23 protein-coding genes and 1 pseudogene are annotated in these 25070 nt (G+C 66.6%); 15 read left to right on the top strand and 9 right to left on the bottom strand.

Going from position 1 to position 25070, the window contains the following annotated elements; all coding sequences use genetic code 11:
• Positions 1-128 precede the first annotated feature (128 nt).
• Positions 129-1559, top strand: a complete 1431-nt coding sequence (locus AWC12_RS01495) for an MFS transporter (protein WP_085171883.1) — start codon at positions 129-131, stop codon at positions 1557-1559.
• Positions 1549-1968 carry a MarR family winged helix-turn-helix transcriptional regulator gene (locus tag AWC12_RS01490; protein WP_024445724.1) on the top strand — a complete coding sequence of 140 codons (420 nt, stop codon included), beginning with the start codon at positions 1549-1551 and terminating at the stop codon, positions 1966-1968. Before AWC12_RS01495 ends, AWC12_RS01490 begins: the two co-directional genes overlap by 11 nt.
• A 21-nt stretch (positions 1969-1989) precedes the next feature.
• Here the strand turns inward: AWC12_RS01490 and AWC12_RS01485 are convergent, their stop codons facing one another.
• Together AWC12_RS01485 and AWC12_RS01480 are read right to left on the bottom strand one after the other, a co-directional pair.
• Positions 1990-3549 carry a phytoene desaturase family protein gene (locus tag AWC12_RS01485; RefSeq protein ID WP_085171881.1) on the bottom strand — a complete coding sequence of 520 codons (1560 nt, stop codon included), beginning with the start codon at positions 3547-3549 and terminating at the stop codon, positions 1990-1992.
• Positions 3542-4132: an Rv2240c family protein gene (locus tag AWC12_RS01480; RefSeq protein ID WP_024445723.1), complete on the bottom strand. Its 591-nt coding sequence runs from the start codon at positions 4130-4132 to the stop codon at positions 3542-3544. The genes AWC12_RS01485 and AWC12_RS01480 overlap by 8 nt, the downstream gene beginning before the upstream one ends.
• A gap of 174 nt (positions 4133-4306) precedes the next feature.
• On the opposite strand from AWC12_RS01480, the gene AWC12_RS01475 reads away from it, so the two are divergent.
• From AWC12_RS01475 to AWC12_RS01465, 3 genes are read left to right on the top strand one after another with little or no spacing between them, the layout of a single operon-like run.
• Positions 4307-4963: an MspA family porin gene (locus tag AWC12_RS01475; RefSeq protein WP_085171852.1), complete on the top strand. Its 657-nt coding sequence runs from the start codon at positions 4307-4309 to the stop codon at positions 4961-4963.
• A gap of 46 nt (positions 4964-5009) precedes the next feature.
• Positions 5010-5720 (top strand): MspA family porin, encoded by a 711-nt coding sequence (locus AWC12_RS01470; protein ID WP_085171850.1) that lies wholly within the window; start codon positions 5010-5012, stop codon positions 5718-5720.
• Positions 5721-5726: 6 nt separating this feature from the next.
• Positions 5727-6317, top strand: coding sequence for a hypothetical protein (locus tag AWC12_RS01465; RefSeq protein ID WP_234813796.1), 591 nt, complete (start codon positions 5727-5729; stop codon positions 6315-6317).
• A gap of 78 nt (positions 6318-6395) precedes the next feature.
• Here AWC12_RS01465 and AWC12_RS01460 read toward each other — a convergent pair whose 3' ends face one another.
• Positions 6396-6644, bottom strand: a complete 249-nt coding sequence (locus AWC12_RS01460; protein ID WP_085171848.1) for a DUF2630 family protein — start codon at positions 6642-6644, stop codon at positions 6396-6398.
• 52 nt (positions 6645-6696) lie between these two features.
• On the opposite strand from AWC12_RS01460, the gene AWC12_RS01455 reads away from it, so the two are divergent.
• The gene (locus AWC12_RS01455) at positions 6697-7059 is read left to right on the top strand and encodes an FKBP-type peptidyl-prolyl cis-trans isomerase (protein ID WP_024445718.1); all 363 of its coding nucleotides are present in this window, start codon (positions 6697-6699) and stop codon (positions 7057-7059) included.
• 68 nt (positions 7060-7127) lie between these two features.
• Here AWC12_RS01455 and AWC12_RS01450 read toward each other — a convergent pair whose 3' ends face one another.
• Both AWC12_RS01450 and prrA read right to left on the bottom strand, forming a co-directional pair.
• Positions 7128-8471: a sensor histidine kinase gene (locus AWC12_RS01450; protein WP_085171846.1), complete on the bottom strand. Its 1344-nt coding sequence runs from the start codon at positions 8469-8471 to the stop codon at positions 7128-7130.
• A 12-nt stretch (positions 8472-8483) separates the two neighbouring features.
• Entirely contained in the window at positions 8484-9194 is a 711-nt protein-coding gene (gene prrA / locus AWC12_RS01445; protein WP_024445716.1) for a two-component system response regulator PrrA, read from the bottom strand.
• A 176-nt stretch (positions 9195-9370) separates the two neighbouring features.
• Here prrA and AWC12_RS01440 point away from each other — a divergent pair, with 176 nt between their 5' ends.
• The 6 genes from AWC12_RS01440 (at position 9371) to AWC12_RS01415 (ending at position 17230) form a co-directional block, all read left to right on the top strand.
• Entirely contained in the window at positions 9371-10351 is a 981-nt protein-coding gene (locus AWC12_RS01440) for a phospholipase D-like domain-containing protein (RefSeq protein WP_085171843.1), read from the top strand.
• On the top strand, positions 10344-10919 hold the full coding sequence (locus AWC12_RS01435; RefSeq protein ID WP_110808539.1) for a chromate transporter: 576 nt from the start codon (positions 10344-10346) through the stop codon (positions 10917-10919). Before AWC12_RS01440 ends, AWC12_RS01435 begins: the two co-directional genes overlap by 8 nt.
• 4 nt (positions 10920-10923) lie before the next feature.
• The gene (locus AWC12_RS01430; RefSeq protein ID WP_024445713.1) at positions 10924-11472 is read left to right on the top strand and encodes a chromate transporter; all 549 of its coding nucleotides are present in this window, start codon (positions 10924-10926) and stop codon (positions 11470-11472) included.
• Positions 11473-11567: 95 nt separating this feature from the next.
• On the top strand, positions 11568-13487 hold the full coding sequence (locus AWC12_RS01425; RefSeq protein ID WP_085171880.1) for an ABC transporter ATP-binding protein: 1920 nt from the start codon (positions 11568-11570) through the stop codon (positions 13485-13487).
• Positions 13480-15384, top strand: coding sequence for an ABC transporter ATP-binding protein (locus AWC12_RS01420; RefSeq protein WP_085171841.1), 1905 nt, complete (start codon positions 13480-13482; stop codon positions 15382-15384). Before AWC12_RS01425 ends, AWC12_RS01420 begins: the two co-directional genes overlap by 8 nt.
• A gap of 28 nt (positions 15385-15412) precedes the next feature.
• Positions 15413-17230 (top strand): ABC transporter ATP-binding protein, encoded by a 1818-nt coding sequence (locus tag AWC12_RS01415; RefSeq protein ID WP_085171839.1) that lies wholly within the window; start codon positions 15413-15415, stop codon positions 17228-17230.
• Between the two features lie 134 nt (positions 17231-17364).
• On the opposite strand, the gene AWC12_RS01410 is transcribed toward AWC12_RS01415, so the two are convergent.
• The gene (locus AWC12_RS01410) at positions 17365-18468 is read right to left on the bottom strand and encodes an epoxide hydrolase family protein (protein WP_085171837.1); all 1104 of its coding nucleotides are present in this window, start codon (positions 18466-18468) and stop codon (positions 17365-17367) included.
• Between the two features lie 32 nt (positions 18469-18500).
• Between AWC12_RS01410 and AWC12_RS01405 the strand changes: the two genes are divergently transcribed.
• The 3 genes from AWC12_RS01405 (at position 18501) to AWC12_RS01395 (ending at position 21707) form a co-directional block, all read left to right on the top strand.
• Positions 18501-18947 carry a hypothetical protein gene (locus AWC12_RS01405; protein ID WP_085171834.1) on the top strand — a complete coding sequence of 149 codons (447 nt, stop codon included), beginning with the start codon at positions 18501-18503 and terminating at the stop codon, positions 18945-18947.
• 100 nt (positions 18948-19047) lie between these two features.
• Positions 19048-19698 (top strand): ATP-binding cassette domain-containing protein, encoded by a 651-nt coding sequence (locus AWC12_RS01400; protein ID WP_420087672.1) that lies wholly within the window; start codon positions 19048-19050, stop codon positions 19696-19698.
• Entirely contained in the window at positions 19698-21707 is a 2010-nt protein-coding gene (locus AWC12_RS01395; protein ID WP_085171830.1) for a YhgE/Pip domain-containing protein, read from the top strand. Before AWC12_RS01400 ends, AWC12_RS01395 begins: the two co-directional genes overlap by 1 nt.
• A gap of 10 nt (positions 21708-21717) precedes the next feature.
• On the opposite strand, the gene AWC12_RS01390 is transcribed toward AWC12_RS01395, so the two are convergent.
• The 3 genes and pseudogenes from AWC12_RS01390 to AWC12_RS01380 all read right to left on the bottom strand — a co-directional run.
• On the bottom strand, positions 21718-23199 hold the full coding sequence (locus AWC12_RS01390) for an acetyl-coenzyme A carboxylase carboxyl transferase subunits beta/alpha (protein ID WP_085171828.1): 1482 nt from the start codon (positions 23197-23199) through the stop codon (positions 21718-21720).
• A gap of 18 nt (positions 23200-23217) precedes the next feature.
• Entirely contained in the window at positions 23218-24675 is a 1458-nt protein-coding gene (locus AWC12_RS30790; RefSeq protein WP_133057292.1) for a hypothetical protein, read from the bottom strand.
• Between the two features lie 103 nt (positions 24676-24778).
• Positions 24779-24997, bottom strand: a pseudogene (locus tag AWC12_RS01380) (transposase); the annotation flags it as partial.
• Positions 24998-25070: the final 73 nt, after the last annotated feature.

The following is a 25070-nucleotide window of genomic DNA, read 5'->3' as shown; positions in this document are numbered from 1 at the left end:
TCTGCACGGCGACGCGCCGCGAATTCCGTCACTTCGCGCACGCTCGTCTCTGACGAACGTCACACCAGTGTCACTTGCCCTCGCAACAGTTGTAGTTTCACAATAGTCAGGTGAACTCAACCACCGAGATGACGCCCAGGCGCAAGGCCATCATCCTGGCCTCCTGCTGCCTGAGCCTGCTCATCGTCTCGATGGACGCGACCATCGTCAACGTCGCCCTCCCCTCGATCCGGGACGACCTGTCGGCGACCCCGGCGCAACTGCAGTGGGTGGTCGACATCTACACCTTGGTGCTGGCCTCACTGCTCATGCTCTCGGGCGCCACCGGTGACCGGTTCGGACGCAGGCGGGTGTTCCACATAGGGCTCGCCGTCTTCGCCCTAGGGTCGTTGGCGTGCAGCCTCGCTCCGACCATCGACGTATTGATCGGGGCGCGGCTGCTGCAGGGTATCGGCGGCTCGATGCTCAATCCCGTTGCATTGTCCATTATTTCGCAGATCTTCACCGGCAAGGTAGAGCGTGCCAGGGCGCTCGGCGTCTGGGGCGGCGTTGTCGGCATCTCGATGTCACTCGGCCCCATCGTCGGTGGGCTGCTCATCGAATCCATCGGGTGGCGGGCGGTGTTCTGGATCAACCTGCCGATCTGTGCGCTGGCCATCGTGCTCACCCAGGTCTTCGTGCCGGAGTCCAGGTCGTCGACGATGCGCTCCATCGATCCGGTCGGGCAGGCGCTGGCTGTGCTGTTCCTGTTCGGCGTCGTCTACGCGCTCATCGAAGGTCCCGTGCTGGGCTGGACCGACGCCCGTGTCGTTGGTTTCGGGACGGCCGCGGTGCTGGCCTTCGCCCTGTTCCTGCGTTACGAGTCCCGCCGTGTGGACCCGTTCGTGGACCTTCGCTTCTTCCGCAGTATCCCGTTTGCCACGGCAACGGTGACCGCCGTCAGTGCCTTCGCCGCGTGGAGTGCCTTCCTGTTCATGATGTCGCTGTACCTCCAGGTCGAGCGCGGTTTCTCCGCGATGCACACGGGCCTGATCTACCTACCGATTGCCCTTGGCGCCCTGGTCTTCTCGCCGCTGTCGGGACGGCTGGTGGGACGGTTCGGCGCACGGCCGTCGATGGTGAGCTCCGGTGTGCTGATCGCCCTGGCGGCGACGATGCTGACCCTCCTCACCGACACCACCCCGGTGTGGGAGCTGCTGATCGTCTTCGCGGTGTTCGGGATCGGCTTTGCGATGGTCAACGCGCCCGTCACCAACGCCGCCGTGAGTGGAATGCCTCTCGACCGCGCCGGAGCCGCGTCGGCGGTCACGTCGACCAGTCGGCAGGTCGGCGTGAGTATCGGCGTGGCTCTGTGCGGTTCGATCGCCGGCGGGGCGATGGGTCCCGCGGGGGCGGAATTCGCGACGGCCGCACGTCCGCTGTGGTTCGTGTGTGCAGCCCTGGGTGTGGCGATCGTCATTCTCGGCTTCTACTCGACCTCACCCACGGCGATGCGATCAGCCGAACGACTCGCCCCGCTGGTGGCCGGCACCCCGAAATTGGCTGCCCATGTCCCGTGACGCGCGCGCCGACGAGGTCTGGGCCGACTTGGCTGCGTTCGTCCACGATAACCGCGACGGGTGGAAGAAGGCCGTCGTGGATCGAACGGGATTGCCGTTCAGCAGAATTCGCATCCTCATGCGTCTGAGTAGACGTCCGATGACCGTCAAGCAGATCGCCGACGCCGCCACCGTGGACGCACCGGCCGCCACCGTCGCGGTCAACGATCTGGAGGATCGCGGCCTGGTGGTGCGGCAGGTCGATCCGACGAACCGCCGGTGCAAGGTGGTGTCGCTGACCGACGCCGGCCGCGATGCCGTCGCCGCGATCGACACCGTGCACGACCCGGCTCCGGAAGCGCTGGCCGCGCTGTCCGGCGACGACCTCACGATGCTGCGGGCGCTGCTGGACAAGCTCAACCGCTCCTGAGCGTCGTTCCCGCAACGGAACTCACACCCCCAGCACAGCCATCGCCGCGTTGTGCCCGCCGATCCCGGAGACCGCCCCGCCCCGCCGCGAACCCGAACCGCACAACAAGATTCGGTCGTGGTCTGTGGCCACACCCCAGCGACGGGCCGGAGTGTCGAGTGGCTCGTCGTCTTCGGCGAAAGGCCATGCCAGGGCGCCGTGGAAGATGTTGCCGTTCGTCATCCCGAGCGCACCCTCGAGGTCTGAGGTCGTCTTGGTCTCGATGCAGAGACGGCCGGCGGCGTCCTGCCACAGGACGTCCTGAATCGGTTCGGCGAGAACGGAGTTCAGCGATGTCAGCGCCGCGGAGGTCAGGGTGTCGCGGAAGCGATCGGGTGTGTCCGACGTCGCCAGGCTGTGTGGAGTGTGCAGGCCGAAAACGGTCAATGTGTGCGCGCCGGCGGCGCGAAGCGATTCCGACAGGATCGTGGGATCGGCCAGGGTGTGGCAGTAGATCTCACACGGCAGGGGATTGGGTACCGAGCCGGACGCAGCCCGGGTGTAGGCGGCGTCGAGCTGGCGGTAGCTCTCGTTGATATGGAAGGTTCCGCCGAAAGCCTGCTCCGGTGTGATGGTTTGGTCGCGAAGCCGTGGCAGACGCCGAAGCATCAGGTTGACCTTGACCTGGGCGCCTGGTGCGGTCTCGGGCTCGGTTTCTCCGAGCAGATGTGCCAGGACCGCAGGTGTGACGTTGGCGAGCACATGCTCTGCGGCCACCTTGTGGTCGGTGTCGCCGTGACGGTAGTGCACCTCGCCGTCGGGATGGATCGCGTAAACATCAGCGCCGGTAACGATTTCGGCGCCGAATCCGGTTGCGGCGGCGGCCAGTGCGCCGCTGACCGCCCCCATGCCGCCGATCGGCACGTCCCACGCCCCGGTGCCTCCGCCGATCAGGTGGTAGAGGAAACATCGATTCTGAAGCAGGGATTCGTCGTCGAGTGCGGCGAACGTGCCTATCAGCGCATCGGTCGCCATGACGCCACGCACGAGGTCGTCGGTCACCGCCGTGGTGATCGCTTCAGCGATGGGGTGCTCAATCATCGCCTGCCACGCCCGTGCGGTGTCGATACCGCCGTCGGCGATCACCGCGGCGCGAAGCTCCGAGCGAGAACGCAGGGGTTCGACCAATGTCGGCCACAGTCGGGAGGTCACCAGGGCACTACGGCGGTAGAAGTCCTCGAAGCCGCGTTGGTCAGCGGCAGCACCGATCGCGCCGAAGGTCGACTCCGGCCCGATCAACAGACCTGTCCGGCCGCCGCAGGTCGGGTCGGGGGTGTAAGAGGAGAAGCGGCGCGGTACCAGCCGTACCCGTGCTCCCAGGTCGTCGACGATCCGCCGCGGTAGAAGGCTGACCAGATACGAGTATCGCGACAGTCGGGCGTCGACCCCGTCGAAAGGGTGCGCCGAAACCGCCGCGCCGCCGACGTGTTCGAGACGCTCGAGGAGTCGAACTCGCCGGCCCGCGCGCGCCAGGTACGCGGCTGCGACGAGGCCGTTGTGCCCGCCCCCGACTATGACGGCGTCGAGAAAAGGTTCACGCATGGGTTCCGGCTGCGGCACAAGCGGTCTGGACCGCCGTGGCGTCCGCGTTGAGGTCCGCCACGGAGAGGTTCAGAGTTTCACCAGAGGTCCGCAGGCCCATCTTCAGCAGGAGTTTGGTGGCACCCAGCGACCACGACCGCATAGGGCCCGCGATGTCGGGCGCGAGGCCCGGTGTATTGGCCGCGCTGAGTGTCAGACCGGCGCCCTGCCGAAGCGCCGTGCGTCCCAGCACATTGGCACTGCTGATCGACGGGGTGGAGTAGTCGGGATCCTCATAGGTTTCGAGCGCGTCGGCGAACTGCCCGTAGTACAGCGAAGTGCCCTGTAGCACCGCGGCGAACTGCTGGCACGCGGCAACGGCGGCTGGATCCGCATGGTCCGACGGCAGCGCCGGCGTCTGCCCCGCCGCCGTGGCGAAGGGATCGAAGGCTGTGCCGTCAACGGGCTGAGCAAACGCGACCGCCGGGCCGAACGCAACGACAACCCCGAGGGCGCAAGCCACAGTCGCACTTGCGCGCCCGGCGGAACGCGCGAACGCCGACGACCTGTGAATCGACTCGTCTCGGCTGTGCTCGCGGGACATGCAACGTAAGGTAGCCCATTACCTGCACCGGAATCGCGGGGAACGGACCGGAGTCAGCCGGCGGAATGAAAGTTTGGGGAGCATTCATTGGTCGGCAAACAATCTGCTTGATACTGCTCGCGATCACCTGGTTACGGACGTCGAGGGACGGCCGAGAGAGGTACCTGCACCTTCATGAAGAACCGCTTCGTCGCTTTGGCGCTCGCCCTCGTGGCGCTTCCCGCGGCCGCGACGCCGCTGGCTGTGGCACAGCCGCCTGCGGTACCCCTTCCGTCGCCACCCCCGCCCGACGCCGCGGTGCTGTCGGGTCCCCCCGGTGTCCTCGAGACGCCGGACGGGTGGCGCATCGAGGTGGTGGGGAGCAACGAATCCCAGCAGGCGGTTGCGCCGCTGACGACGGCCGTGTCCTCTCGGGAGTACCTGTTCGGCGGCACCTACACCGGGACGATCACCGGTGACGGAACCACGACGTTGACCGGTGGGACGTTGGAGGTCGGCGCGCAGATCGGTTGCGGCATCATCTCCGACGAACAGGAAGTCAACCCGGGCGGCGGCTTCACGCCCGCGCTGCCGTTCGGGGACGACCCGACGCTCGCCTTGTCGGTGACCCTGCAGGGCAAGGTGTATCTGTCGCCGGGCACCGTCACGACGGTGCCGATCAACAAGAAGACGTTCAAAGGCAAGTCGACCCGCGTGTCGATCGACGGGGTCCGGATCAAGACGGACCAGTGTGCAGGCCAGTCGTTCATCCGGTCGTATGCGACCTTGACCAGTTCGTCGGACAACGCCGACGACGTCATCACCTACCTCGGTGTCACCAAGGTTGTCTGACGCCGCTTCTACCAAGCACCCTAAGACGAGAGGTACCGCCGGACCGATGTTGACCCGCCTCGCGGCATTGGCCGGACTGTGTCTCTTCGCCTTAGCTGCACCGCACCAAGCCTCGGCGCAGCCCGCGCCGCCCGGACCGGTGTTGCCGCCGCCTGCTGTGCCCGCCGGTGCACCGCCGCCCGGCGTGACGCCGCCGCCTCTCGACAACGGAATCGTGGCCTCGTCGCCGCCCAGCGTCGTCGTCACGCCGGACGGCTGGACGTTGTCGGTGATGGCGGGGGAGGAGACTCAGCTTCCCGTCGCGCCGCTGACCACCGCTGTCTCGTCGCGCGAGTATCTCGTCGGGGGAACGTTCGGTGGTGACGTCACCGGCGACGGCAGCACCGAATTGACCGGGGGCACTTTGGAGGTCGGGTACCAGATCGGGTGTGGCATCGAACTCAAACAGATGCGGCTGATTGGAAGTGTGGGTGCTTCGACCACAGGGTCGACACTTGTGAGTCCGCTCATCGACGGCATTTCGTTCCCGGTCACGGGGGTGCTGGAGTTCCATCCGCGGCCGGGAACCGTCCAAACCGTCACGGTCAACAAGAAGTCCTTCAAGAAGGCCCCGGTGCGGGTCACGCTGAAGGACATTCACGTCAAGATCGACGGGTGTCTCGGGCAATCGTTCATCCGGTCGTACGCGACGATGACGAGTTCGAGCACCGACAACGACGATATCGTTGCCTATTACGGCGTGACGAAGGCGGTCTGAGGCGTGATGCGCCATTCTTCCGTATCGATAGGGTCGGTGCTCGCCGCCGCTGCGTTCGCCACCTCCGGAACCGTTGCCGCACAACCGCTTACGCCTCCCCCCGCCCCGATTCCCGCACCCCCCGCGGGGCCGTCGCTGCCGTTGCTCGGACCGCTGGGACCGAATGGACTCGCGGTGTTGGGGCAGACAGGACAACCGGCCGCGGGCTCCTTCGGAATCCCGTCGATTACCGGATTGGATCCGGCCACGGTGCTTGGACAGAACGAAGTTCCTTCTGCGCCCGGCGTCGGCCCGGGTGCGCCCCCGAACCTGAACATCTTCAACAACGCCTACGGAATCCCGCAGTATCTCGTCCCGTCGGCGCCTGGCGAGGGCGTCATCTTCGACGTGGCGCCCGGGTCGGAGAACGCCGACGTGAGCCGTCGTGAGTGGTTCGGGCGGTGGATCGACATGTACCGCGCCGGTCAGTTGGAGGGCGGAATGCTTGGTCAGCGACCGCAGGAGCAACTCGGTCAGCCGCTGCCCGGTACCGCCCCGCCTCCCGGGGTCAACCTTCCGCCGGGCCCGGCGCCGTTGCCGCCGCTCCCTCCCAGGTGATCACCTAGTCGTTGTGCCAGAAGGACTCTGGGGCCCCAGCATGCCCGCAGGGCAGCACCCCCGTCAGTGTCCAGATGCTCAGCCGAGGTAGCCCTCGACCTCGCCCTCGGGCCGCACCGACGCGCTGTCCGGATCGCCGCCGCTGGCCCGCAGAGCGCGGCGCTGCCGCAGCAGATCCCAGCATTGGTCGAGCTGCACCTCGAGTGCCTTCAGCCGCTGATGTTCCTCGGATTCCTCGATCTCGCGATGCTGCAGCTTGTCGCGCAGATCGCGCTCCTCGGCGACGAGGTCGTTGACTGTCTGCAAAATGTCGTCATCTGTAGCCACGACTACCAGTGTGCAGTGCCGTGCCGGTGATGGCCGCGTCTAGGGTGGGCGGATGGCTACCAAACCCGAGATCGAGTTCCCCGACGGCCCAGCTCCGACCGAGTTGGTGATCGACGACATCGTGGTCGGCGACGGCGCGGAGGCCGTGCCCGGCGCCAACGTCGAGGTGCACTACGTCGGCGTCGAGTACGACACCGGCGAGGAGTTCGACAGCTCGTGGAATCGCGGTGAATCGATCGAGTTCCCGCTGCGCGGCCTGATCCAGGGCTGGCAGGACGGAATCCCCGGCATGAAGGTCGGCGGCAGGCGCAAGCTGACGATCCCGCCCGAGCAGGCCTACGGTCCCGCCGGCGGCGGACACCGCCTGTCGGGCAAGACGCTCATCTTCGTCATCGATCTGCTCGCCACCCGCTAGACCGCGAAACTGCATTCCACGCGGCGCAAACGCCGATTCACGCGCGCGGAATGCAGTTTCGGCGAAGCTCAGCGCGGGCCGGGCAGGCGCAGTAGTAGGCGCGCTCCGCCTAACGGGCTGGACTCCAAAGACGCAGTTCCGCCGTGCAATTCGGCCTGCTGGGCGACGAGCGCGAGCCCGAGGCCGGACCCTGAATGTGACGCCGTCGAGCCCCGCGAGAACCGGTCGAACACAACCTTTCGTTCCTCTTCGGGAACCCCGACGCCGTCGTCGTCGATCGCGATCTCGACACCATCGCGGGAGCTGACCGCCGACAACTGCACCCGCGACGCGCCGCCGTGCTTGACGGCGTTGGCGATCGCGTTGTCGACGGCCAGGCGCAGTCCGGCGGGCAGACCGACGATGATCACCGTCGGTGCGGGCACCAGCGATACGTCGAGCTCGGGGTAGACGCGCATCGCGTCGTGCGCGGCCCGGTCGAGTAGTTCGGTGATGTCCACCGGCACATGGTCGTCCTCGGTGGACAGCTCGCCCTGGGCGAGACGCTCCAGCGCACCGAGGGTCGCCTCGATCCGCGACTGTGTGCGAATCACATCGTTGACGATCTCGGCGCGGCTCTCCTCGGGCATGTCCAGCGTGGCGAGCACCTCCAGGTTGGTGCGCATGGCGGTCAGCGGGGTACGCAGTTCGTGCGCGGACACCGACGCGAAGTCGCGGGCCGATGCCAGTGCCGCCTTGGTGCGGTCCTGCTCCTCCCACACCCGCTCGACGAGTCCCTTGATGGCGTCGGCGATCTCGACGGCCTCGGTGGCTCCGCGGACGTCGATGTCGGGATCCTCGTCACCGGCATCGATCGCCCTGGTCTGCTGCGCGAGTTTCTTGAACGGACGGACCGCGAACGCGGCCAGCACCCAGCCGCCGACCGTCGCCGCCCCGATCGCCAGCGCGCAGATGATGAGGACGCGCCGGTGCAGATTGTTGATGTCGGCGATCGTCGCGTCGTAGGTGGCGCCGACGGCCACAGACATCGGCTGAGGGTTGGACAGCGCCACCGTGCGGACGCGGTAGCGCACACCGTCGACCTGGGTGTCGGCGTAACCCGGTTCCAGTTCGGGCAGAACCACATTCGAATTCGACGCCACCTGGCCGTCTGCGCGGCGCACGGTGATCACCACGTCCTGGTCGTTGGGGGACGGCGGAATCTCGTCGAGCCCGCGCGGCAGGAACGGGATCACGAACCCCGCCGCCTCGTCGAGTCGTCGATCCAGACGTTCGTTCCAGGCGTCGGTGATGCCGAACCACACCACGGTGCCGGCGACGACGACGATGATCGCGCCCGCGATGGCGCTGGTGAACGCCACCCGCTGCCGAAGCGACGGAGTTCTGCGGAAGATCCGGGACAGCGCGATCAAGACGGCTGTCCTCTACTGCTGCCTGAGAACAAACCCCACGCCGCGAACCGTGTGAAGCAGCCGGGGGGCGCCGTTGGCCTCGAGCTTGCGCCGCAGATAGCCGATGAAGACGTCGACGACGTTGGTGTCGGCGGCGAAGTCGTACCCCCACACCAATTCGAGCAGCTGAGCCCGGGAAAGCACCGCGGTCTTGTGCTCGGCCAGCACGGCCAGCAGGTCGAACTCACGCTTGGTCAGGTCCACGTCGACGCCGTCGACCCGGGCGCGCCTGCCGGGGATGTCGACTTCCAGCGGACCGACGGTGATGGTCTCCGACGAGAACGTCGCCGTCGAACCACGTCGGCGCAGAAGGGCCTTCACCCGCGCGACGAGTTCGGCCAGCACGAACGGCTTGACGAGATAGTCGTCGGCGCCGGCTTCCAGGCCAGACACCCGGTCGTCGACCGACGAGCGCGCCGACAGGACGCAGACGGGCACGTCGTTGTCCATCGCTCGCAGCGCCGTCACCACCGACACCCCGTCCAGGACGGGCATGTTGATGTCGAGGACGATGGCGTCGGGTCGCGTCTCGGTGGCGCTGCGCAGAGCTTCGGCGCCGTCGACGGCGGTGAAGACTTCGAATCCGGACAGTCTCAGGCCGCGTTCGAGCGAGGCGAGGACGTCGGGATCGTCGTCGACCACGAGCACCCGGGGTGAGCCCAGACCACTGTCCATGCACGCAATCTTGCACGATGAACCCGCACCTCAGTGGGAGGCGGTGCCCGAGGATTCCGGCGCGCTAATTGACGAATGCGCTTTTTTGTTGTCGACGTTTGCTGGAACGTGGGGGCGCAGGAGGCCGAGGAAACGCACCGCGACGACAGGTGACCGGGTGACCTGGGGCTGCTAGCGTCCGGCGAGTGGAGCCGCACCTGATCGTCGAGCCCGACGACGGTATCGGTCCCGTGCTGGATTTCATCGCCTCGGCGCGGGACAGCCTGCGAATCAAACAGTTCACGTTCACCGAAGAGTCGCTCATCGATGCGGTGATCGAGCGCAGCCGGGCCGGCGTCGACGTCAAGGTCATGCTGAACGCCGCAAAGTCGGGCGGCGAACGCGCCAACGACGACACGTTCGCCCGGCTCGAAGACGCCGGAGTGTCGGTCGCATGGACCAACCCCGCGTTCTATGTGACGCACGAAAAGTCGATGGTCGTCGACACCGGCGCGGCCATGATCGCGACCTTCAATCTCTGCACGAAATATTTCACCCGCACCCGGGATTTCGGTGTGGTGACCACCGACCCGAGTCAGGTCGCTCAGATCATCGAGGTCTTCGAGGCCGACTGGGCGCACGGGAACTGGGTGCCGGCCGACAACTCGGGACTCCTGTGGAGCAATTCGAACTCGCGCGTCGTGATGGCGCAGTTCATCGACACTGCCAGGACGCACCTCGACATCCAGCATCCGAAGTTCGTCGACGCCGTGATTCTCGACCGCATCGTGGCGGCGGCGGATCGCGGCGTGAAGGTCAAGGTCCTCTGCGGTGGGCGGCACGGCATCAGCGACAGCGATGTGCTCGACACGTTCTCGTCCCTGCGGACGCTGAACTACTTCGGCATCAAGGTGCACAAGCAGAAGAATCTGCGCGCACACGCCAAGCTCGTCATGGTCGATCGTGAGCGTGCGCTGGTGGGCTCGATGAACATCGACCGCAGCGCTTTCGACCTGCGCCGCGAACTCGGCGTCACCGTCGACGACCCGGTGATCGTCGACCGCCTCATCGAGACGTTCACCCAGGACTGGGAGTCCTCGCGCCGCTACTACGCCCCCGACCCGCTGGCGCCGCAGGAACACGACGAGACGGACTTTCCGTACGACCCTGAGCTCATCCATGAGTGAACCCGCGCCGCGCGTCTCGCATCTGTCGATCGCGACGGCGTTCAACCACGTGGCGCTGGCCTCTTTCGGCGGTGGCCTGTCGGCGTGGTCGCGCGAGATCATCGTCGAACGGAAACGGTGGCTCGACGACAGGGAGTTCCTGTCGGCGCTGACCATGTGCCGGATCCTGCCCGGAGCCAACCAGGTCAACATCGCGGTCTTCGTCGGTGCCAAGCTGCGCGGCGCTACCGGTGCCCTCGCCGCGGTGCTGGGACTCATGGTGGTTCCTGTGGCGCTGACGCTTGTCGCCGGCTGGGCTTACTTCACCTTCAAGGAGGTGCCGGGTGTCCACGGTGCGCTGCAGGGTGCCTCGTCGGCGGCCGTCGCGCTGACGGTTGCGATGGTGGTCAAGACCGGGCGGCAGTGTCTGACCGGTTGGATCCCGGTGGCGCTGTTCGCGGCGGCGTTCCTGCTCAACGGCGTCGTGCGCTGGCCGCTGCTCGTGACGCTGCTGATCCTGGTCCCACTGTGCCTGTGGTGGGCGTGGCCCCGCGGAACCCGGACGGACTCCGAGCAGACCGCGCAGTGACGGCGTGAACACCTATCTGCAGCTGGCTCTGCTGTTCGGCGGTTTGTCGCTGATGTCGATCGGGGGCGGCAACGTCGTGCTTCCCGAAATGCACCTGCGGTCGGTCAACGATCACCATTGGCTGTCCAACATGCAGTTCGCCGAGATCTTCTCCATCTCGCAGACCATGCCGGGCCCGAGCAGCGTGTTGATCGTGACATTGGTCGGCTACGGCGCGGGGCATGAAGTCGGCGGCATTCCCGGGGCCATCGCCGGAGGATTGGTCGCGATCGTCGCCATGGTGGTGCCGGCGGCGGGCGTGACGTTCTTCGTCACCCGCGTCTGGCACCGCGCACACGACGCGCCGTGGCACGCCGCCGTGGAGAGGGGCCTGGCGCCGATGGCGGTCGGCCTCATCATGGCGACGGCGCTGGTGATGAGCCGAGCCGCCGACCACGATTGGCGGTCCTACCTGCTGACCGCACTGTGCACGCTGGTGTTCGTGTTCACCAAGATCAATCCGTTGTGGCTGGTCGCGATGGCGGCCGTGCTCGGGTACGTCGGCGTCGTCTGAGCTGTGATTTCGCCGATCGGCGGCGAGCAACACGCCGGACTCGCGAGCCAGGAATCGTTTGACCTCAACGAATGTTGAGGTCCTACGGTGATTACGTGAGTTTGGAAGCAGCGGCGAGGCAATCCCTGTACGGGCAGCTGCGGGTGCGGGGCGGCACGGTGCGCTCCGTGGCCGACCGCCGCCTGCTGCGCAGAATCTGGCGCTTCTCGGAGCGCCACCATCGCCGCCTCGCGGTGTTCCTTGCGGTCAGCGTCCTGGGCGCGATCCTCACGGTGGCGACGCCGCTGCTGGCGGGCCGGGTGGTCGACGAGATCACCGGAGGCGGATCGGTTCGCGCCGTTGTCGCGCTGGCGTTGGTCATCGCCGCGGTCGCCCTCGCCGAAGCGGCGGTGTCCCTGCTGACGCGGTGGCTCTCGTCGACGATCGGGGAGGGCTTGATCCTCGACCTGCGGACCGCCGTGTTCGACCACGTCCAGCGCATGCCCGTCGCCTTCTTCACCCGCACCCGCACCGGCGCGCTCGTCAGCCGTCTCGGCTCCGACGTGATCGGCGCCCAGCGGGCGTTCTCCGACACGCTGTCCGGGGTCGTGTCCAATGTCGTCACACTGACCCTGACGATCATCGTGATGCTCGGCATCTCCTGGCAGATCACGGTCCTGTCCCTGGCGTTGATGCCCGTGTTCCTGTTCCCGGCCCGCCGGATCGGCGCGGCGATGGCCGCGCTCGCGCGTGAGGCTGCCGACCACAACGCGACGATGAACATCCAGATGACGGAACGGTTTTCGGCCCCGGGCGCGACGCTGGTGAAGCTGTTCGGCGACCCGCGGTCGGAATCTGGCGAGTTCGAGACGCGCGCCGGCCGTGTTCGCGACATCGGCGTCCGCAAGTCGATGCTGCAGGCCACCTTTATGAACTCGCTGACGCTGATGTCGGCGCTGGCACTGGCGCTGGTGTACGGGTTGGGAGGCGTGCTCGCGATTGACGGGCATCTGCAGGCCGGCGCCGTGGTGTCTCTGGCGCTTCTGCTGACCCGGCTCTACGCGCCGCTTACCGCGCTGGCCAATGCGCGGGTCGAGATCGCCAGTGCTCTGGTCAGTTTCGAGCGGGTCTTCGAGGTGCTCGACCTGGTTCCGCTGATCCGGCAGCGACCAGGCGCCGTCGCTGTCCCGCGCGGCCCCGTCACCGTCGAATTCGACGACGTGCATTTCTCCTATCCGTCGGCCGACCAGGTCTCGCTCGCCTCGCTGGAGGATGTCGCCGAACTCGATGAGCGTGGCGGCGACGAAGTGCTGCACGGTGTTTCGTTCACCGCCCAGGCCGGACAGATGGTGGCCCTCGTCGGGTCGTCAGGAGCGGGTAAGTCCACGATCGCGGCGCTGGTGGCGCGGCTCTACGACGCCGATTCGGGTGCCGTCCGACTCAACGGCGCCGACGTGCGCGACGTGACATTCGCGTCGCTCAAGGAGACCGTCGGGATGGTCACTCAGGACGGGCACCTGTTCCACGAGTCGATCCGGTCCAACCTGTTGCTGGGCGCGCCGAACGCCACCGACGGGGACCTGTGGGAGGCACTGGAACGCGCCCGGCTGGCCGATGTCGTCGCGGACATGCCCGACGGGCTGGACACCGTCGTCGGCGAACGGGGATACCGGCTCTCCGGCGGGCAGCGGCAGCGCCTGACCATCGCCCGTGTCCTGCTGGCCTCGCCGCAGGTGGTGATCCTCGACGAGGCGACGGCCGCGCTGGACTCGGAGTCCGAAGCCGCGGTACAGCAGGCGCTGGCCGAAGCGCTGGCGGGCCGCACCTCGATCGTCATCGCCCACCGGTTGTCGACCGTGCGAGCCGCCGACGTGATCCTGGTCGTGGAAGGCGGGCGCATCGTGGAGCGCGGCACCCATGCCCAGCTGCTCGCAGAACAGGGGCGCTACGCCGAGCTGTACCGCACCCAGTTCGGTGCGGAGTCGGAGAACGCGTTATCCACTTGCCCACAATGGGAAGATGTTCTAAGTGGCTGACTTCCGACCTGACTCCCTGCGCGCGGCGCCCTCCATCGGGTCGCCGCCGAAGAAGGTCAGACCCAGTTCGGACCTGTGGCGGATGATGCCCTATCTGCTGCCGTACCGCGGCCGATGGATCGTGATGATCACGGTCGCGCTGATCAGTTTGGTCGCGACGATCTCGATTCCGCTGATGACCAAGGCCGTCATCGATGGACCCGTCCGCCACCAGGACCAGCAGGGTCTGTGGCTGGTCGGGTCCGCGGCGCTGGCGGTCGGCATCACCGAGGCGGTGCTGTGGTTCATCCGCCGCTGGCTGGTCGCCCGCGCGACCATGGGCGTGGAAGCAGATATCCGAAAGCAGCTCTACGCGCGGTTGCAGATCCTGCCGATGTCCTTCCACGGCCGCTGGCAATCCGGCCAGCTGCTGTCGCGAATCATGAACGACCTGAGCACGATTCGTCGCTTCATGTCTTTCGGGCTCACGTTTCTCATCCTCAACGTCCTGCAGATCACCGTGGTCACGATCATCCTGCTGGCGATGTACTGGCCGCTGGGCGTCGTCGTACTCGTCTCGATCGTGCCGATCACGTTGACGGTGCTGCACTTCCAGCAGGAGTACACGCGGCTCTCGCGGCTCGCCCAGGACCAGGCCGGGCACGTCGCCACCCACGTCGAAGAGGCCGCACTCGGGTTGCGCGTCGTGAAGTCGTTCGGCCGTGAGGACTACGTCTACGAACGCTTCGACGACCAGCTGACCGACCTCTACGACACCCAGGTCGGCCGGGTCTCGGTGTCGGCGAAGTTCTGGACGCTGCTGGAGATCATCCCCAACCTCACGCTGATCGTCGTGCTCGGTTTCGGCGCCTACGCCGCCGGACAGGGATACGTCACGATGGGCACGCTGGTCGCGTTCATCACGATGATGCTCTCGCTGGTGTGGCCGATCGCGTCGCTGGGCTTCCTGCTGTCGATGACCCAGGAATCGTTCACTGCCGCCAATCGCATCGCCGAGATCTTCGACGCGCCCAAGGAGATCACCGACGGACCGCGCGAGCAGACGCCGCGCGGTGGCCGGCTCGAGCTGGTGAACGTCGGGTTCAGATTTCCCGACTCGCCACCCGACGAGTGGGCCCTGCGGCACGTCACGGTGACCGTCGAGCCGGGGGAGACGCTGGCGCTGGTCGGTGCCACGGGCTCGGGCAAGTCGGTGCTCGTGGGCCTGCTCTCCCGGCTCTACGACGTCACCGAAGGCGAGATCCGCATCGACGCCCAGGACATCCGCGAGCTGTCCCTGCAGGCGTTGCGCGAGGCCGTGGCGACCGCGTTCGAGGATCCGACCCTGTTCTCGATGTCGGTCGCCGAGAACTTGCGGCTCGGCAACGCCGACGCGACCGACGAAGAGCTGCGGCAGGCCGTCGAGGTGGCGGCCGCACAGTTCGTGTACGACCTGCCCTTCGGTCTGGACACCCGGATCGGCGAGCAGGGGATGAGTCTGTCCGGCGGTCAGCGGCAACGGCTTTCGCTGGCGCGGGCGATCCTGGCGCACCCGAAGATTCTGGTGCTCGATGACACGTTGTCCGCGCTGGACGTACACACCGAGGCGGTGGTGGAAGAGGCGCTGAGGCGAGTGCTGCACTCCGTCACCGGCGTCGTGGTGGCCCACCGCGCGTCGACTGTGCTCCTGGCCGACCGGGTCGCGCTGTTGCAGAACGGCACGATCACCCACGTCGGCACCCACGCCGAGCTGTTGGCGGACGTGCCCGAATACCGCTATCTGCTGGCGGCCGATGACGAGCTCGATGACGGCCGTGAACGCGAATGCGATTGGGAGGAACACGAGGAGCGCACGCGCCTCGAGCACGACGGACAGCGCGACCGGCTGGATCACGAAGTCCTGGGGAGGGGCCGATGAGCGCTTGCGCGAAGAACAAAGAGCAGCGATGAACAGCACCGATTGGCGCGGCAAGTTCGATGAGAGCGCCGACCTGCCGATCGACGAGTCGGTGCCGCGGCGGCGGGAGGCGCGGGCACTGCTGTTCTCGCTGTTGCGGCCGTACCGCTGGGTCGTGGCCGCCCTCGCGGTTGTCGTCGTCGTGGAAAATGCTGCGCGACTTTCGGTTCCGATCCTGGTGCAGAAAGGGATCGATGACGGGATACCTCCGTTGCTTGCGGGTGGCCCCGCCACGGCGCTGCTGACGATCGTCGCGACGCTCTGCGGCGTGGTGGTCGTGCAGGCAGTCAGCCGGATGTACTTCCTGCGACGGTCCGGCCGCACCGGGCAGAAGGTGCTCCTCGAACTGCGCAGGCGTGTCTTCCGCCATTTCGGCCGACTCGACGTTGCCTTTCACGACCGCTACACCTCCGGCCGGGTGGTGAGCAGGTCCACCAATGACGTCGAGGCGATCCAGGACATGCTGGAGACCGGTTTCGACAGCCTGATCACCGCCGTACTGACGCTGGTGGGCACGGCGGTGCTGCTGGTGGTGCTCGACGTCAAGCTCGGCCTGATGTGTCTGGCCGCGTTTCCTGTTCTGGTGCTGCTGGTTTGGTGGTTCCGGCGCGAATCGTCGAAGACCTACCGTGATGTTCGCGAGATCTCAGCGCTCGTCATCGTGCAGTTCGTCGAGACGATGACGGGTATCAAGGCGGTGCAGGCCTATCGGCGCGAACCACGCAACCAGCAGATCTTCGAGGAGGTCGCCGACCGGTACCGGGTGATCAACGAACGCACCTTCAAGCTGCTCGCGATCTTCATGCCCGGCGTGAAGCTGGTCGGCAACCTGACCACAGGCGTGGTGCTGCTCTACGGCGGATACCGCGTGCTGCACGGCGAGATGACGATCGGCACGCTCGCGGCGTTCCTGCTCTATCTGCGGATGTTCTTCGAGCCCATGCAGGAGATCTCGCAGTTCTTCAACACCTTTCAGTCCGCGGCGTCGGCGCTGGAGAAGCTCGCGGGCGTGCTGGCGGAGAAGCCCGCGATCAGCGATCCGGCGCAGCCCGCGGACCTCGGTGACGTCCGCGGGGAGATCGCCTTGCGCGACGTGGAATTCGAGTATGTGCCCGGCCGTCCCGTTCTGCCGGGATTGGACCTGGTGATCCCGGCGGGGCAGACGGTCGCGCTGGTCGGTACGACCGGTGCCGGAAAGACCACCATCGCCAAACTGCTCACCCGGTTCTACGACCCGATCTCAGGTGTGGTGACGCTCGACGGGATCGACCTGCGAGACGTCGCCCAGGCGGACCTGCGCCGCCACGTCGTGATGGTGACCCAGGAGAACTTCATGTTCGGCGGCACGATCGCCGACAACATTCGCTTCGGCAGGCCCGAGGCCACCGACGAGCAAGTGCTGGAAGCCGCGAAAGCCGTTGGTGCGCACACTTTCATCGAGGCACTGCCGGAGGGTTACGACACCGACGTCGCCAAGAGGGGCGGACGTCTGTCGGCAGGGCAGCGGCAGCTGGTCGCGTTCGCCCGGGCGTTCCTGGCCGACCCCGCGGTGCTGATTCTGGACGAGGCGACGTCGTCACTGGACATCCCCAGCGAGCGGCTGGTGCAGCGTGCGCTGGAGACGGTGCTGGCCGACCGGACGGCTGTGGTGATCGCGCACCGGCTTTCGACCGTGCAGATCGCCGATCGGGTGCTGGTGCTCGAGCACGGTCGCATCGTGGAAGACGGACCACCCGACGAACTGACCGCGCGCGACGGTGGGCATTACGCGGCGCTGCACCGGTCGTGGGTGCAGTCGCTGGCCTGACGTCCCCCCCTCGCACCGCGAGCGCGCGTGTCTGCCCGGCAACACGCCGGGGACATGTGTGCGCGAGCGCACGTTCGCCCCGCTGACATCCCTCTCAATATCACTGTGGGGCGCCGTCACCGGCTACGAAGCAGTCAACGGAAGTCGGAGAAGAACTCTGTGACGTCGGCGACGTAGAGTTCGGGCTGCTCGAACGCGGCGAAGTGCCCGCCGCGCGGCATCGTCGTCCACCGGGTGATGTTGTAGTTGGCTTCGCACCAGTGGCGGGGTGAGCGCAGGATCTCCATCGGGAAGGACGCCACCCCGGTGGGCAGCGTGACGGGTTCACCGCCGGTGAAGCTGCCGAAGCTCTCCCAGTACAGCCTGGCCGACGACGCGCCGCTGGCGGTGGCCCAGTAGAGCATCACGTTGTCGAGCAGTTCGTCCTTGGTCAGCACGTTCTCTGGGTGGCCGTCGCAGTCCATCCACGACCAGAATTTCTCGACGATCCAACCCATCTGTGCCACCGGCGAATCGACCAACCCGTAGCCGAGGGTCTGCGGGCGGGTCGACTGCTGCTTGGCATACCCCGAATCCCATCGCCGGTAGTAGCCGAGACGCTCGAGCGCCGCGAGCTCATCGGGGCTGGGATCGCCGAGGTTTTTCGGCGGACGGCCCAGCGGCATGTTGGTGTGGATCGCCACGCAGCCCCCGACGTCGCGCCCGATCTGGGTGGTGACGGCCGCGCCCCAGTCGCCGCCCTGCGCGCCGTAGCGCTGATAGCCCAGACGCCCCATCAGCGCATCCCACGCCTGGGCGATGCGCTCGACCCCCCAGCCGGTGGCCGTCGGCTTGCCCGAGAAGCCGTACCCGGGCAGCGACGGGCAGACCACGTCGAAGCCCGCGTCGCACAGCGGTGCGATGACCTTTCCGAACTCGACGATGGATCCGGGCCAGCCGTGGGTGATGATCAGCGGAAACGCGTCGTCGCGGCCGGAGCGTTGATGCACGAAGTGGATGTCGAGACCGTCGATGTCGGTGGTGAACTGGTCGAAGCGGTTCAGGGCCGATTCCCGCGCGCGCCAGTCGTATCCGTCGGCCCAGTACTCGGCGAGTTCCCGGGTGTAAGCCAGCGGGACGCCCTGACTCCAGTCGTCGACGCACTCCGCGTCGGGCCATCGGGTCCGCTTCAAGCGTTGCGCGAGGTCATCGAGGACGTCGTCGGGGACGGCGATGGTGAATGGCTGGATCGCGGCCATGACACATCCTGGCACTTGGATAATCGGATGCCGTGGGTACCCCGACGCTCGTCCTGATCGCCGCGACGACACTTGCGGCTTGCACAGCGCTGGGCGGGGCGATCTACGAGGTGCTCGTCGTCGATCCGTTCTGGCCGAAGCGGCCCGGAATCATCCAGACACAGAACGGAGGCATCTCACGGGTCCGATTCTGGCTGCCCGCCCCGGTCATCTTCGAGGTGCTGCTCCTCGTCACCCTGATCGTCACCTGGGGTGACAGCGGCGTCGGCGTCGCGCTGCTGGTCGCCCTCGTCAGCCACGCCGCGATGCGGTTGTGGGCGTTGTTCGACCTGATCCCCAAGGGCGCAGAGTTCGAGCGCAAGGACCCCGCCGACGTCGACGAGGTGGCGGCCGCGAAGTGGACCCGCCGCAACATGATGCGCGTCCCGCTTCTGGCGGTGACCTCCTGCGCGATGCTCGCCGCGCTGGCGTTGGCCTAGACGGGATCAAAACCGAGATTCACACCGGTCGGTGTGGTGGGATTGTCCGGTGACGGATTCGGCAGATCGCGACCCGGCGATCGCGGCCCGGGCGATCGCGATGCGTGGCCCGTGGGGGCCCGTCTACGGTCCCATCGACCTCGAAATCGACGCCGGTGGGGTCACGGTGCTGGTGTGCCCGCCCGGTTCGGGGCGTACGGCCCTGCTGATGACGCTCGCCGGGCGCATGCGGCCGGCAGCGGGAAGTCTGTCGGTGTTCGGGAAGACCCGGGCGACCGACATCTTCGGGCGCGCCGCGCTCGCCGCCGTCGAGGACCTCGACGGCGTCTCCGAATCTGTGACCGTCGAAGACGTGATCACCGAGCAACTGCGCTGGGACGCGCCTTGGTACAAGCTGATTCGCCGCGCGGACAACGCCGCTGCGGCGAAGATCTGCGCGCCGGTGTTCGGAGAGCTGCCGTTGCCGCCACTGTCGGAGTACGTCGAGGAACTCAGCGAACTCGACGGCGTGCTGCTGCGCATCGCCTTGGCCAATACCGGAAAGCCACCGCTGCTGATCGTCGGCGACATCGACCAGGTCACCCACGACAGCAGCCGGGAACTACTCGTCGAGCGGCTGGTCGAACTGGGGCGGGACCAGACGGTGGTCACCGCGAGTGCGAACAGTCTCTACGGTCACGCCGTTCGTCTGATTCCGGTCGAGAACACGTCCCGCGCCTGGCAGTCGGGTCAGCAGAAAGGTGGTGCCTGATGGCGCTCGCCGGAATGTCATTGGGCACCGACCTCAAGCGGTACACCCGCGGTGTCCTGCCGCGGATCGCGCTGATCACCATCATCCTGATGCCGCTGCTGTACGGAGCGATGTACCTGTGGGCGTTCTGGAATCCGTTCGCCGAGGTGAACAAGGTGCCGGTGGCGTTGGTCAACGAGGATCGTGGCGCGTCGGCACAAGGACAGGAGTTGCGCGCCGGAGACGAGGTCGCTCAGGCACTCATCGGTTCGGGTCAACTCAACCTGACCGAGATGTCGGCCGAGGAGGCTGCCGCCGGGGTCGGCGACGGTGACTACTACTTCTCGATCACGTTGCCGCAGAACTTCAGTGAGCGTATCGCTTCGCCGTCGGGCGAGCATCCAGAGCAGGCGCAGATCGAGTTCACCTTCAACGACGCCAACAACTATCTGGCGTCGATCATCGGGCAGAACGCCTCCCGCGAAGTCGTCAACCAGATCAACGCCAAGGTCGGAGAGCAGACCATCGGCACCGTTCTGACGGGCCTCACCGATGCGGGCACAGGGCTGGATCAGGCGGCCGATGGCGCGCAGCAGCTCGCAACAGGTTTGGACACCGCCGACGACGGAGCCGATCGGCTTTCCGAGGGGGCGGCTACGTTGTCGTCGGGTCTTGACAGCGCCCAGGCCGGGTCTGCTGAACTGGCAGCAGGCACAAGGCAATTGGCGGGAGCAATCGACGCCGCGACAGGTCCGCTGGTGGAGATGCTCGAGCGCGTGGGGGGTCTCGGTTTCAACCCCGACGAGGTCGCGGTCGCTGCGCAGCACTTGTCCGCCGCGGTCCGCTCGACCACCGAGCGCATCGCAGCGCTGAACGTCAACAGCACCCAGGCCGCCGCGATCGTCGACCAGGCTGTCACATTTCTGCAAACCAACCCGGACCCTGCGGTGCGCGATGCCGGGCATGCGCTCGCCGGCGCGCAACGCCTTCTGCGTGCGCAGGGAATCGACCCGGCTACCGATGACGGGCTGCTCCGCCTGCGTGAGGGCGCCGCCCGCTTGGAGAACGAGCTCGGCGATCCCCACAGCAAGCTGCGCGTGTTCCTGACCCGTGTGTTCAACGGCGGGTTACGTTCAGACGTCGCCGAGCTCAGAGACGGCGTCGATCAACTGAATTCCGGGGCGCAGCGGCTCAATGCCGGCCTGATACAGCTGGCCGGCGGTGGGCGCCAACTCTCCGGTGGTGCAAGCCAACTGGCGGACGGCACGGACAGGCTGCGAGCCGGCGGGCACGAGTTGGCCGACAAACTCCGCCAAGGCGCAAACCAGATCCCGTCGTGGACGCCGCAACAGCGCTCCGAGGTGGCCCAGACGCTGGCGGCGCCGGTGGGCGCGGAGCTGGTCAACAACAATCCCGCGGCGACGTTCGGCACCGGCTTCGCTCCGTTCTTCATGCCGCTCGCGTTGTTCATCGGCACGCTGATCATCTGGATGTTGCTCAAGCCGTTGCAGTCCCGGCCCATCGTCAACGGCCTTGGCGCGCTGCGGGTAGTGCTCGCCTCCTATTGGCCGGCGCTGCTGATCGCGGTGTGTCAGGTGGTCGTGATGTACCTCGTCGTGCACTTCGGCGTCGGCCTGCAGGCCAAGTACCCGCTGGCGACCATAGGCTTCCTCGTGCTCATCGCGGGGGCGTTCCTGGCGCTCATCCAGGCGTTCAACGCGGTGTTCGGAGTGCCCGTCGGCCGCGTTGTGACGCTGGCATTCCTGATGTTGCAGCTGGTGTCGGCCGGTGGCATCTATCCGGTGGAGACGACGGCGAAACCGTTCCAGGTGATCCACCCGTTCGACCCGATGACCTACGCGGTCAACGGGCTTCGGGAGCTCACGGTGGGCGGCATCGACTCACGGCTGTGGACGGCGGTCGCGGTGCTCACCGGTCTGCTGGCGGCGTCCCTGGCCGCCAGCGCCTGGGCCGCGAGGCGCAACCGCCAGTACACAATGGACCGGCTGCGCCCGCCCATCGAGGTCTAGGCACCGCCGCTCAGGTCAAGCCGATGCGACGATAGCGCTCGAAGCGGGCAGCCAGCCGCTGCTCGTCGGGTGTCGACCGTAGCCGGTGCAGCTCGCCCGCGATGGTCGCCGACAGACGTTCGATGAACGCCTCCGGCTCGTCGGCGGCATCGGGGTACTCGGGCACGACGGTGTCGACGATCCCGTTGCGCAGCAGGTCCACCGACCGGATTCCTTGTGCGGCAGCCAGTTCCGGAGCGTGGTCGACGTCACGGAAGACGATGGCGCTGGCACCTTCCGGTGGCAGGGGTGCCAGCCAGCCGTGCAATGCGGCGAGCACGCGGTCGGCGGGCACCATGGCCAGCGCGGGTCCGCCGCTGCCCTGGCCCAGAAGAACCGACACGGTCGGGGTGTCCACGGTGACGAGCTCGGCCAGGCAGCGAGCGATCTCGCCCGCCAGCCCTCCCTCCTCAGCCTCGCCAGAAAGCGCAGGACCTGCGGTGTCGATGACCAGGACCAGTGGAAGCCGCAGGCTCGCCGCCAACGCCATACCGCGGCGTGCCTCGCGCAGCGCCGCCGGGCCCACGAGGCCGCCGGGCACTCGTTGCTGCCCCAGCACCACGGCGGGTTGGCCGCCGAATCGCGCGAGCGCAAGCAGGGTGGTCGCGTCCTCACCCAGTCCGGTACCCGACAGCAGCACCCGTTCGGTGGAGCCGTAACGCAGCAGCGAACTCACGCCGGGACGGTCGGGGCGACGCGAGATCTCGACGGAGTCCCACGCGGGGATGTCGGGTAGCGGCTCGGGCGCCGGTATCGCAGGTGGCGACGGCGGCGCGGCCGGAACATCGGCGACGACCTTCAGCGCCCGGTCGAGGGTGGCCCGCAGCACCTCCAGGGGGACCACCGCGTCGATGACACCGTGGCGCTGCAGGTTCTCGGCCGTCTGGATGCCCGACGGGAACGGCTCGCCGTACAGATGCTCGTAGACGCGCGGCCCCAGGAAGCCGATGAGCGCCCCCGGCTCGGCCACGGTGACGTGGCCCAGCGAACCCCACGACGCGAACACCCCGCCGGTAGTCGGGTGCCGCAGATAGACCAGGTAGGGAAGGTGGGCTTTTTTGTGCAGCTCCACGGCGGCCGCGATCTTGACCATCTGCAGGAACGCGACGGTGCCCTCCTGCATGCGGGTGCCGCCGGAACTCGGCGAGGCGAGCAGCGGCAAGCCCTCGGCGGTGGCCCTGTGCACGGCGGCGACGATGCGCTCGGCGGCTGCGACGCCGATGGAGCCGGCGAGGAAGTCGAACTCGCAGGCCACCAGCGCGACGCGGCGGCCGAACACCCTTCCTTCGCCGGTCAGGACGGATTCGTCGAACCCGGTGGCGGCCGCGGCGGCGTCCAGCTCTCTGCGGTAGTCCGCGGACGTCGGGACGGCCAGCGGCGGTTCGTCCCAGCTGACGAAGGACCCCTCGTCGAGCACGGCGTCGCGCAGGGCGAGGGCTCCGATCCGGCTCACAGGGAAAAGGCTATGCCTTTAGTAGGAGCGGATGTACTGCCCTTCCCAATAGTCCATATTGGAATCAGACAGATACTCAGAATCCAACTTCTGAGCCACTTCGCGATAAGTGGCCGGGTCGCTGTGGACTACCCCGATTGGATTCCACTGGGCCCAGTCATTGTCCCCTGTCCTTGTCGGCGTGCGATAGACGATTCCCGCTTTGACAGCTTCTGGAAGCAAATTAGGTTTACTCCAGTCGTACACGATGGAATCTTTCTGCGCCTGAAGATGAAGCATCCATGTGTCATTCGGATCTGGCGGATATTGGACGATAGGGGAGCCAAACGTGACGACCATCTTGATATTGAAATCTGTTTTCGCCACCAAGTTCTGGGCGTCCATGCCTCCCTGGCTGAACCCAAACATGAGGATCTCAATATTTGGATTGCCTCGTGTCGCCAATCTCAGTGCGTCCATCTGCTCGGACCTAAGGACACCCAGCCAGCTGGGGCCGTTCGCAATTATTGGCTGGTTGAAAAGGCTTAGTGTGGTCCCGCCGATATAGACGACTAGTCGCTCAACTCCGTCATAAGCCGACCGTATTTTGTCGATGTGGAAGCCATCGTTGAGGAATCCACCAGTGACGGTCTGGAGACGCTCCCAGTGGCCAGGAGTGGTCGTGGGGTTTTGCTTCGGGATGTAGTCGCCCCAGAGGAACCGAGTGACGCCATTGACGACCGCCATGGTGGTGCGCACGACACCATCGACCACGCTTCTGACCGTGTTGGCGACCGTCCTGGTTACGGCCCTCGCTGCATTCCATGCGTTATGGATTGCCGTTTCGAACCAGTTCGGAGGGTCGGCGGCGGCGACCGCAGTAACAGCAACGTCGGCGGCTGGCGGCACAACCGTCTCTGCTTGAACCTCGTGCGTTGATGTTTCCGCTGGACCCGTGACTTCCCTTCGATCCTGCAGGTTGCGAAGAGCCAGTCCTAACGCCTCGACCGGCGGCGCAGGTACGTCTGGTTCTGTGTCATCGCCGTACGATTCGGCGAGCTCTGCGACGAGGAGTTCTGGCTCGTCGACGTCTACCGCGATTGTGTCAGCGTCAGCGGCTTCGGCTTCATCGACCGCAACGGCTTCGGCTTCGTCGTCGGATTTCCGCGACTCCGTCGCAACTTTGGTCGATTCAGTTTCATCGTCCGACGTGGAAGCCTTTGCGGTGCTTCGAGATTCGGTAACGGCTGAGGATCTCGCGTCAGAACTCGAATCACCTGCCCGTGAGTCAACCGGCCCTCGAGTGGCTTTCGACGTCGTGCTCTTGCCGGATTCGTCGCCGGGCGAAGCGTTCGCAACGCCAGAACCCAAGGCGATTGCTGCACCCATTCCTGCGGTCACGACGCCTGCCCGCAGCCAATGTGAGGAGGACCGTTCACTCTTGCGATGACGCCCCTGCTTCTGCGGCGATTCAGTTTGATTATTCGACGTCACCATTCCCTCATCTCCCGCCCGGTTAGAGCGCCTGCGTCGTTGGTGCTGGGTCAAGTCCAAGGGCGTGGTGTACGACGTCGTCATGTGATTCTTCGATGGTGTTGGTTCAGGCGGTCAGTGCCGCCGGCACGTCCTCCTGTTCTGTTGGGGTGTCGTTGACGACCCGTGATTTGCTCAGGACGTCCAGGCCCAGGTAGCGCCGGGATTCGGCCCATTCGTCGTGCTGTTCGGCCAGGACAGCGCCGACGAGGCGGATCAAGGCGTTGCGGTCGGGGAAGATGCCGACGACGTCGGTGCGGCGGCGGATCTCCTTGTTGAGCCGATCGGTTAACCGGCCCTCTCACGACACGATCATGGGTGCGGCGTGAGGTCCGGGGCCGACGGCGTTGCTCGGCGCA

This window comes from Mycolicibacterium iranicum, assembly GCF_002101705.1.
GTDB classification, from domain to species: Bacteria; Actinomycetota; Actinomycetes; order Mycobacteriales; family Mycobacteriaceae; genus Mycobacterium; species Mycobacterium iranicum.
This window is presented reverse-complemented; position numbering and strand designations above follow the sequence as displayed.

Coding starts and splice junctions, on each gene's coding strand:
- AWC12_RS01495 (WP_085171883.1), top strand. CDS start 129: ATGACGCCCAGGCGCAAGGCCATCATCCTGGCCTCCTGCTGCCTGAGC.
- AWC12_RS01490 (WP_024445724.1), top strand. CDS start 1,549: ATGTCCCGTGACGCGCGCGCCGACGAGGTCTGGGCCGACTTGGCTGCG.
- AWC12_RS01485 (WP_085171881.1), bottom strand. CDS start 3,549: ATGCGTGAACCTTTTCTCGACGCCGTCATAGTCGGGGGCGGGCACAAC.
- AWC12_RS01480 (WP_024445723.1), bottom strand. CDS start 4,132: ATGTCCCGCGAGCACAGCCGAGACGAGTCGATTCACAGGTCGTCGGCG.
- AWC12_RS01475 (WP_085171852.1), top strand. CDS start 4,307: ATGAAGAACCGCTTCGTCGCTTTGGCGCTCGCCCTCGTGGCGCTTCCC.
- AWC12_RS01470 (WP_085171850.1), top strand. CDS start 5,010: ATGTTGACCCGCCTCGCGGCATTGGCCGGACTGTGTCTCTTCGCCTTA.
- AWC12_RS01465 (WP_234813796.1), top strand. CDS start 5,727: ATGCGCCATTCTTCCGTATCGATAGGGTCGGTGCTCGCCGCCGCTGCG.
- AWC12_RS01455 (WP_024445718.1), top strand. CDS start 6,697: ATGGCTACCAAACCCGAGATCGAGTTCCCCGACGGCCCAGCTCCGACC.
- AWC12_RS01435 (WP_110808539.1), top strand. CDS start 10,344: ATGAGTGAACCCGCGCCGCGCGTCTCGCATCTGTCGATCGCGACGGCG.
- AWC12_RS01415 (WP_085171839.1), top strand. CDS start 15,413: ATGAACAGCACCGATTGGCGCGGCAAGTTCGATGAGAGCGCCGACCTG.
- AWC12_RS01410 (WP_085171837.1), bottom strand. CDS start 18,468: ATGGCCGCGATCCAGCCATTCACCATCGCCGTCCCCGACGACGTCCTC.
- AWC12_RS01400 (WP_420087672.1), top strand. CDS start 19,048: ATGCGTGGCCCGTGGGGGCCCGTCTACGGTCCCATCGACCTCGAAATC.
- AWC12_RS01395 (WP_085171830.1), top strand. CDS start 19,698: ATGGCGCTCGCCGGAATGTCATTGGGCACCGACCTCAAGCGGTACACC.
- AWC12_RS30790 (WP_133057292.1), bottom strand. CDS start 24,675: ATGGTGACGTCGAATAATCAAACTGAATCGCCGCAGAAGCAGGGGCGT.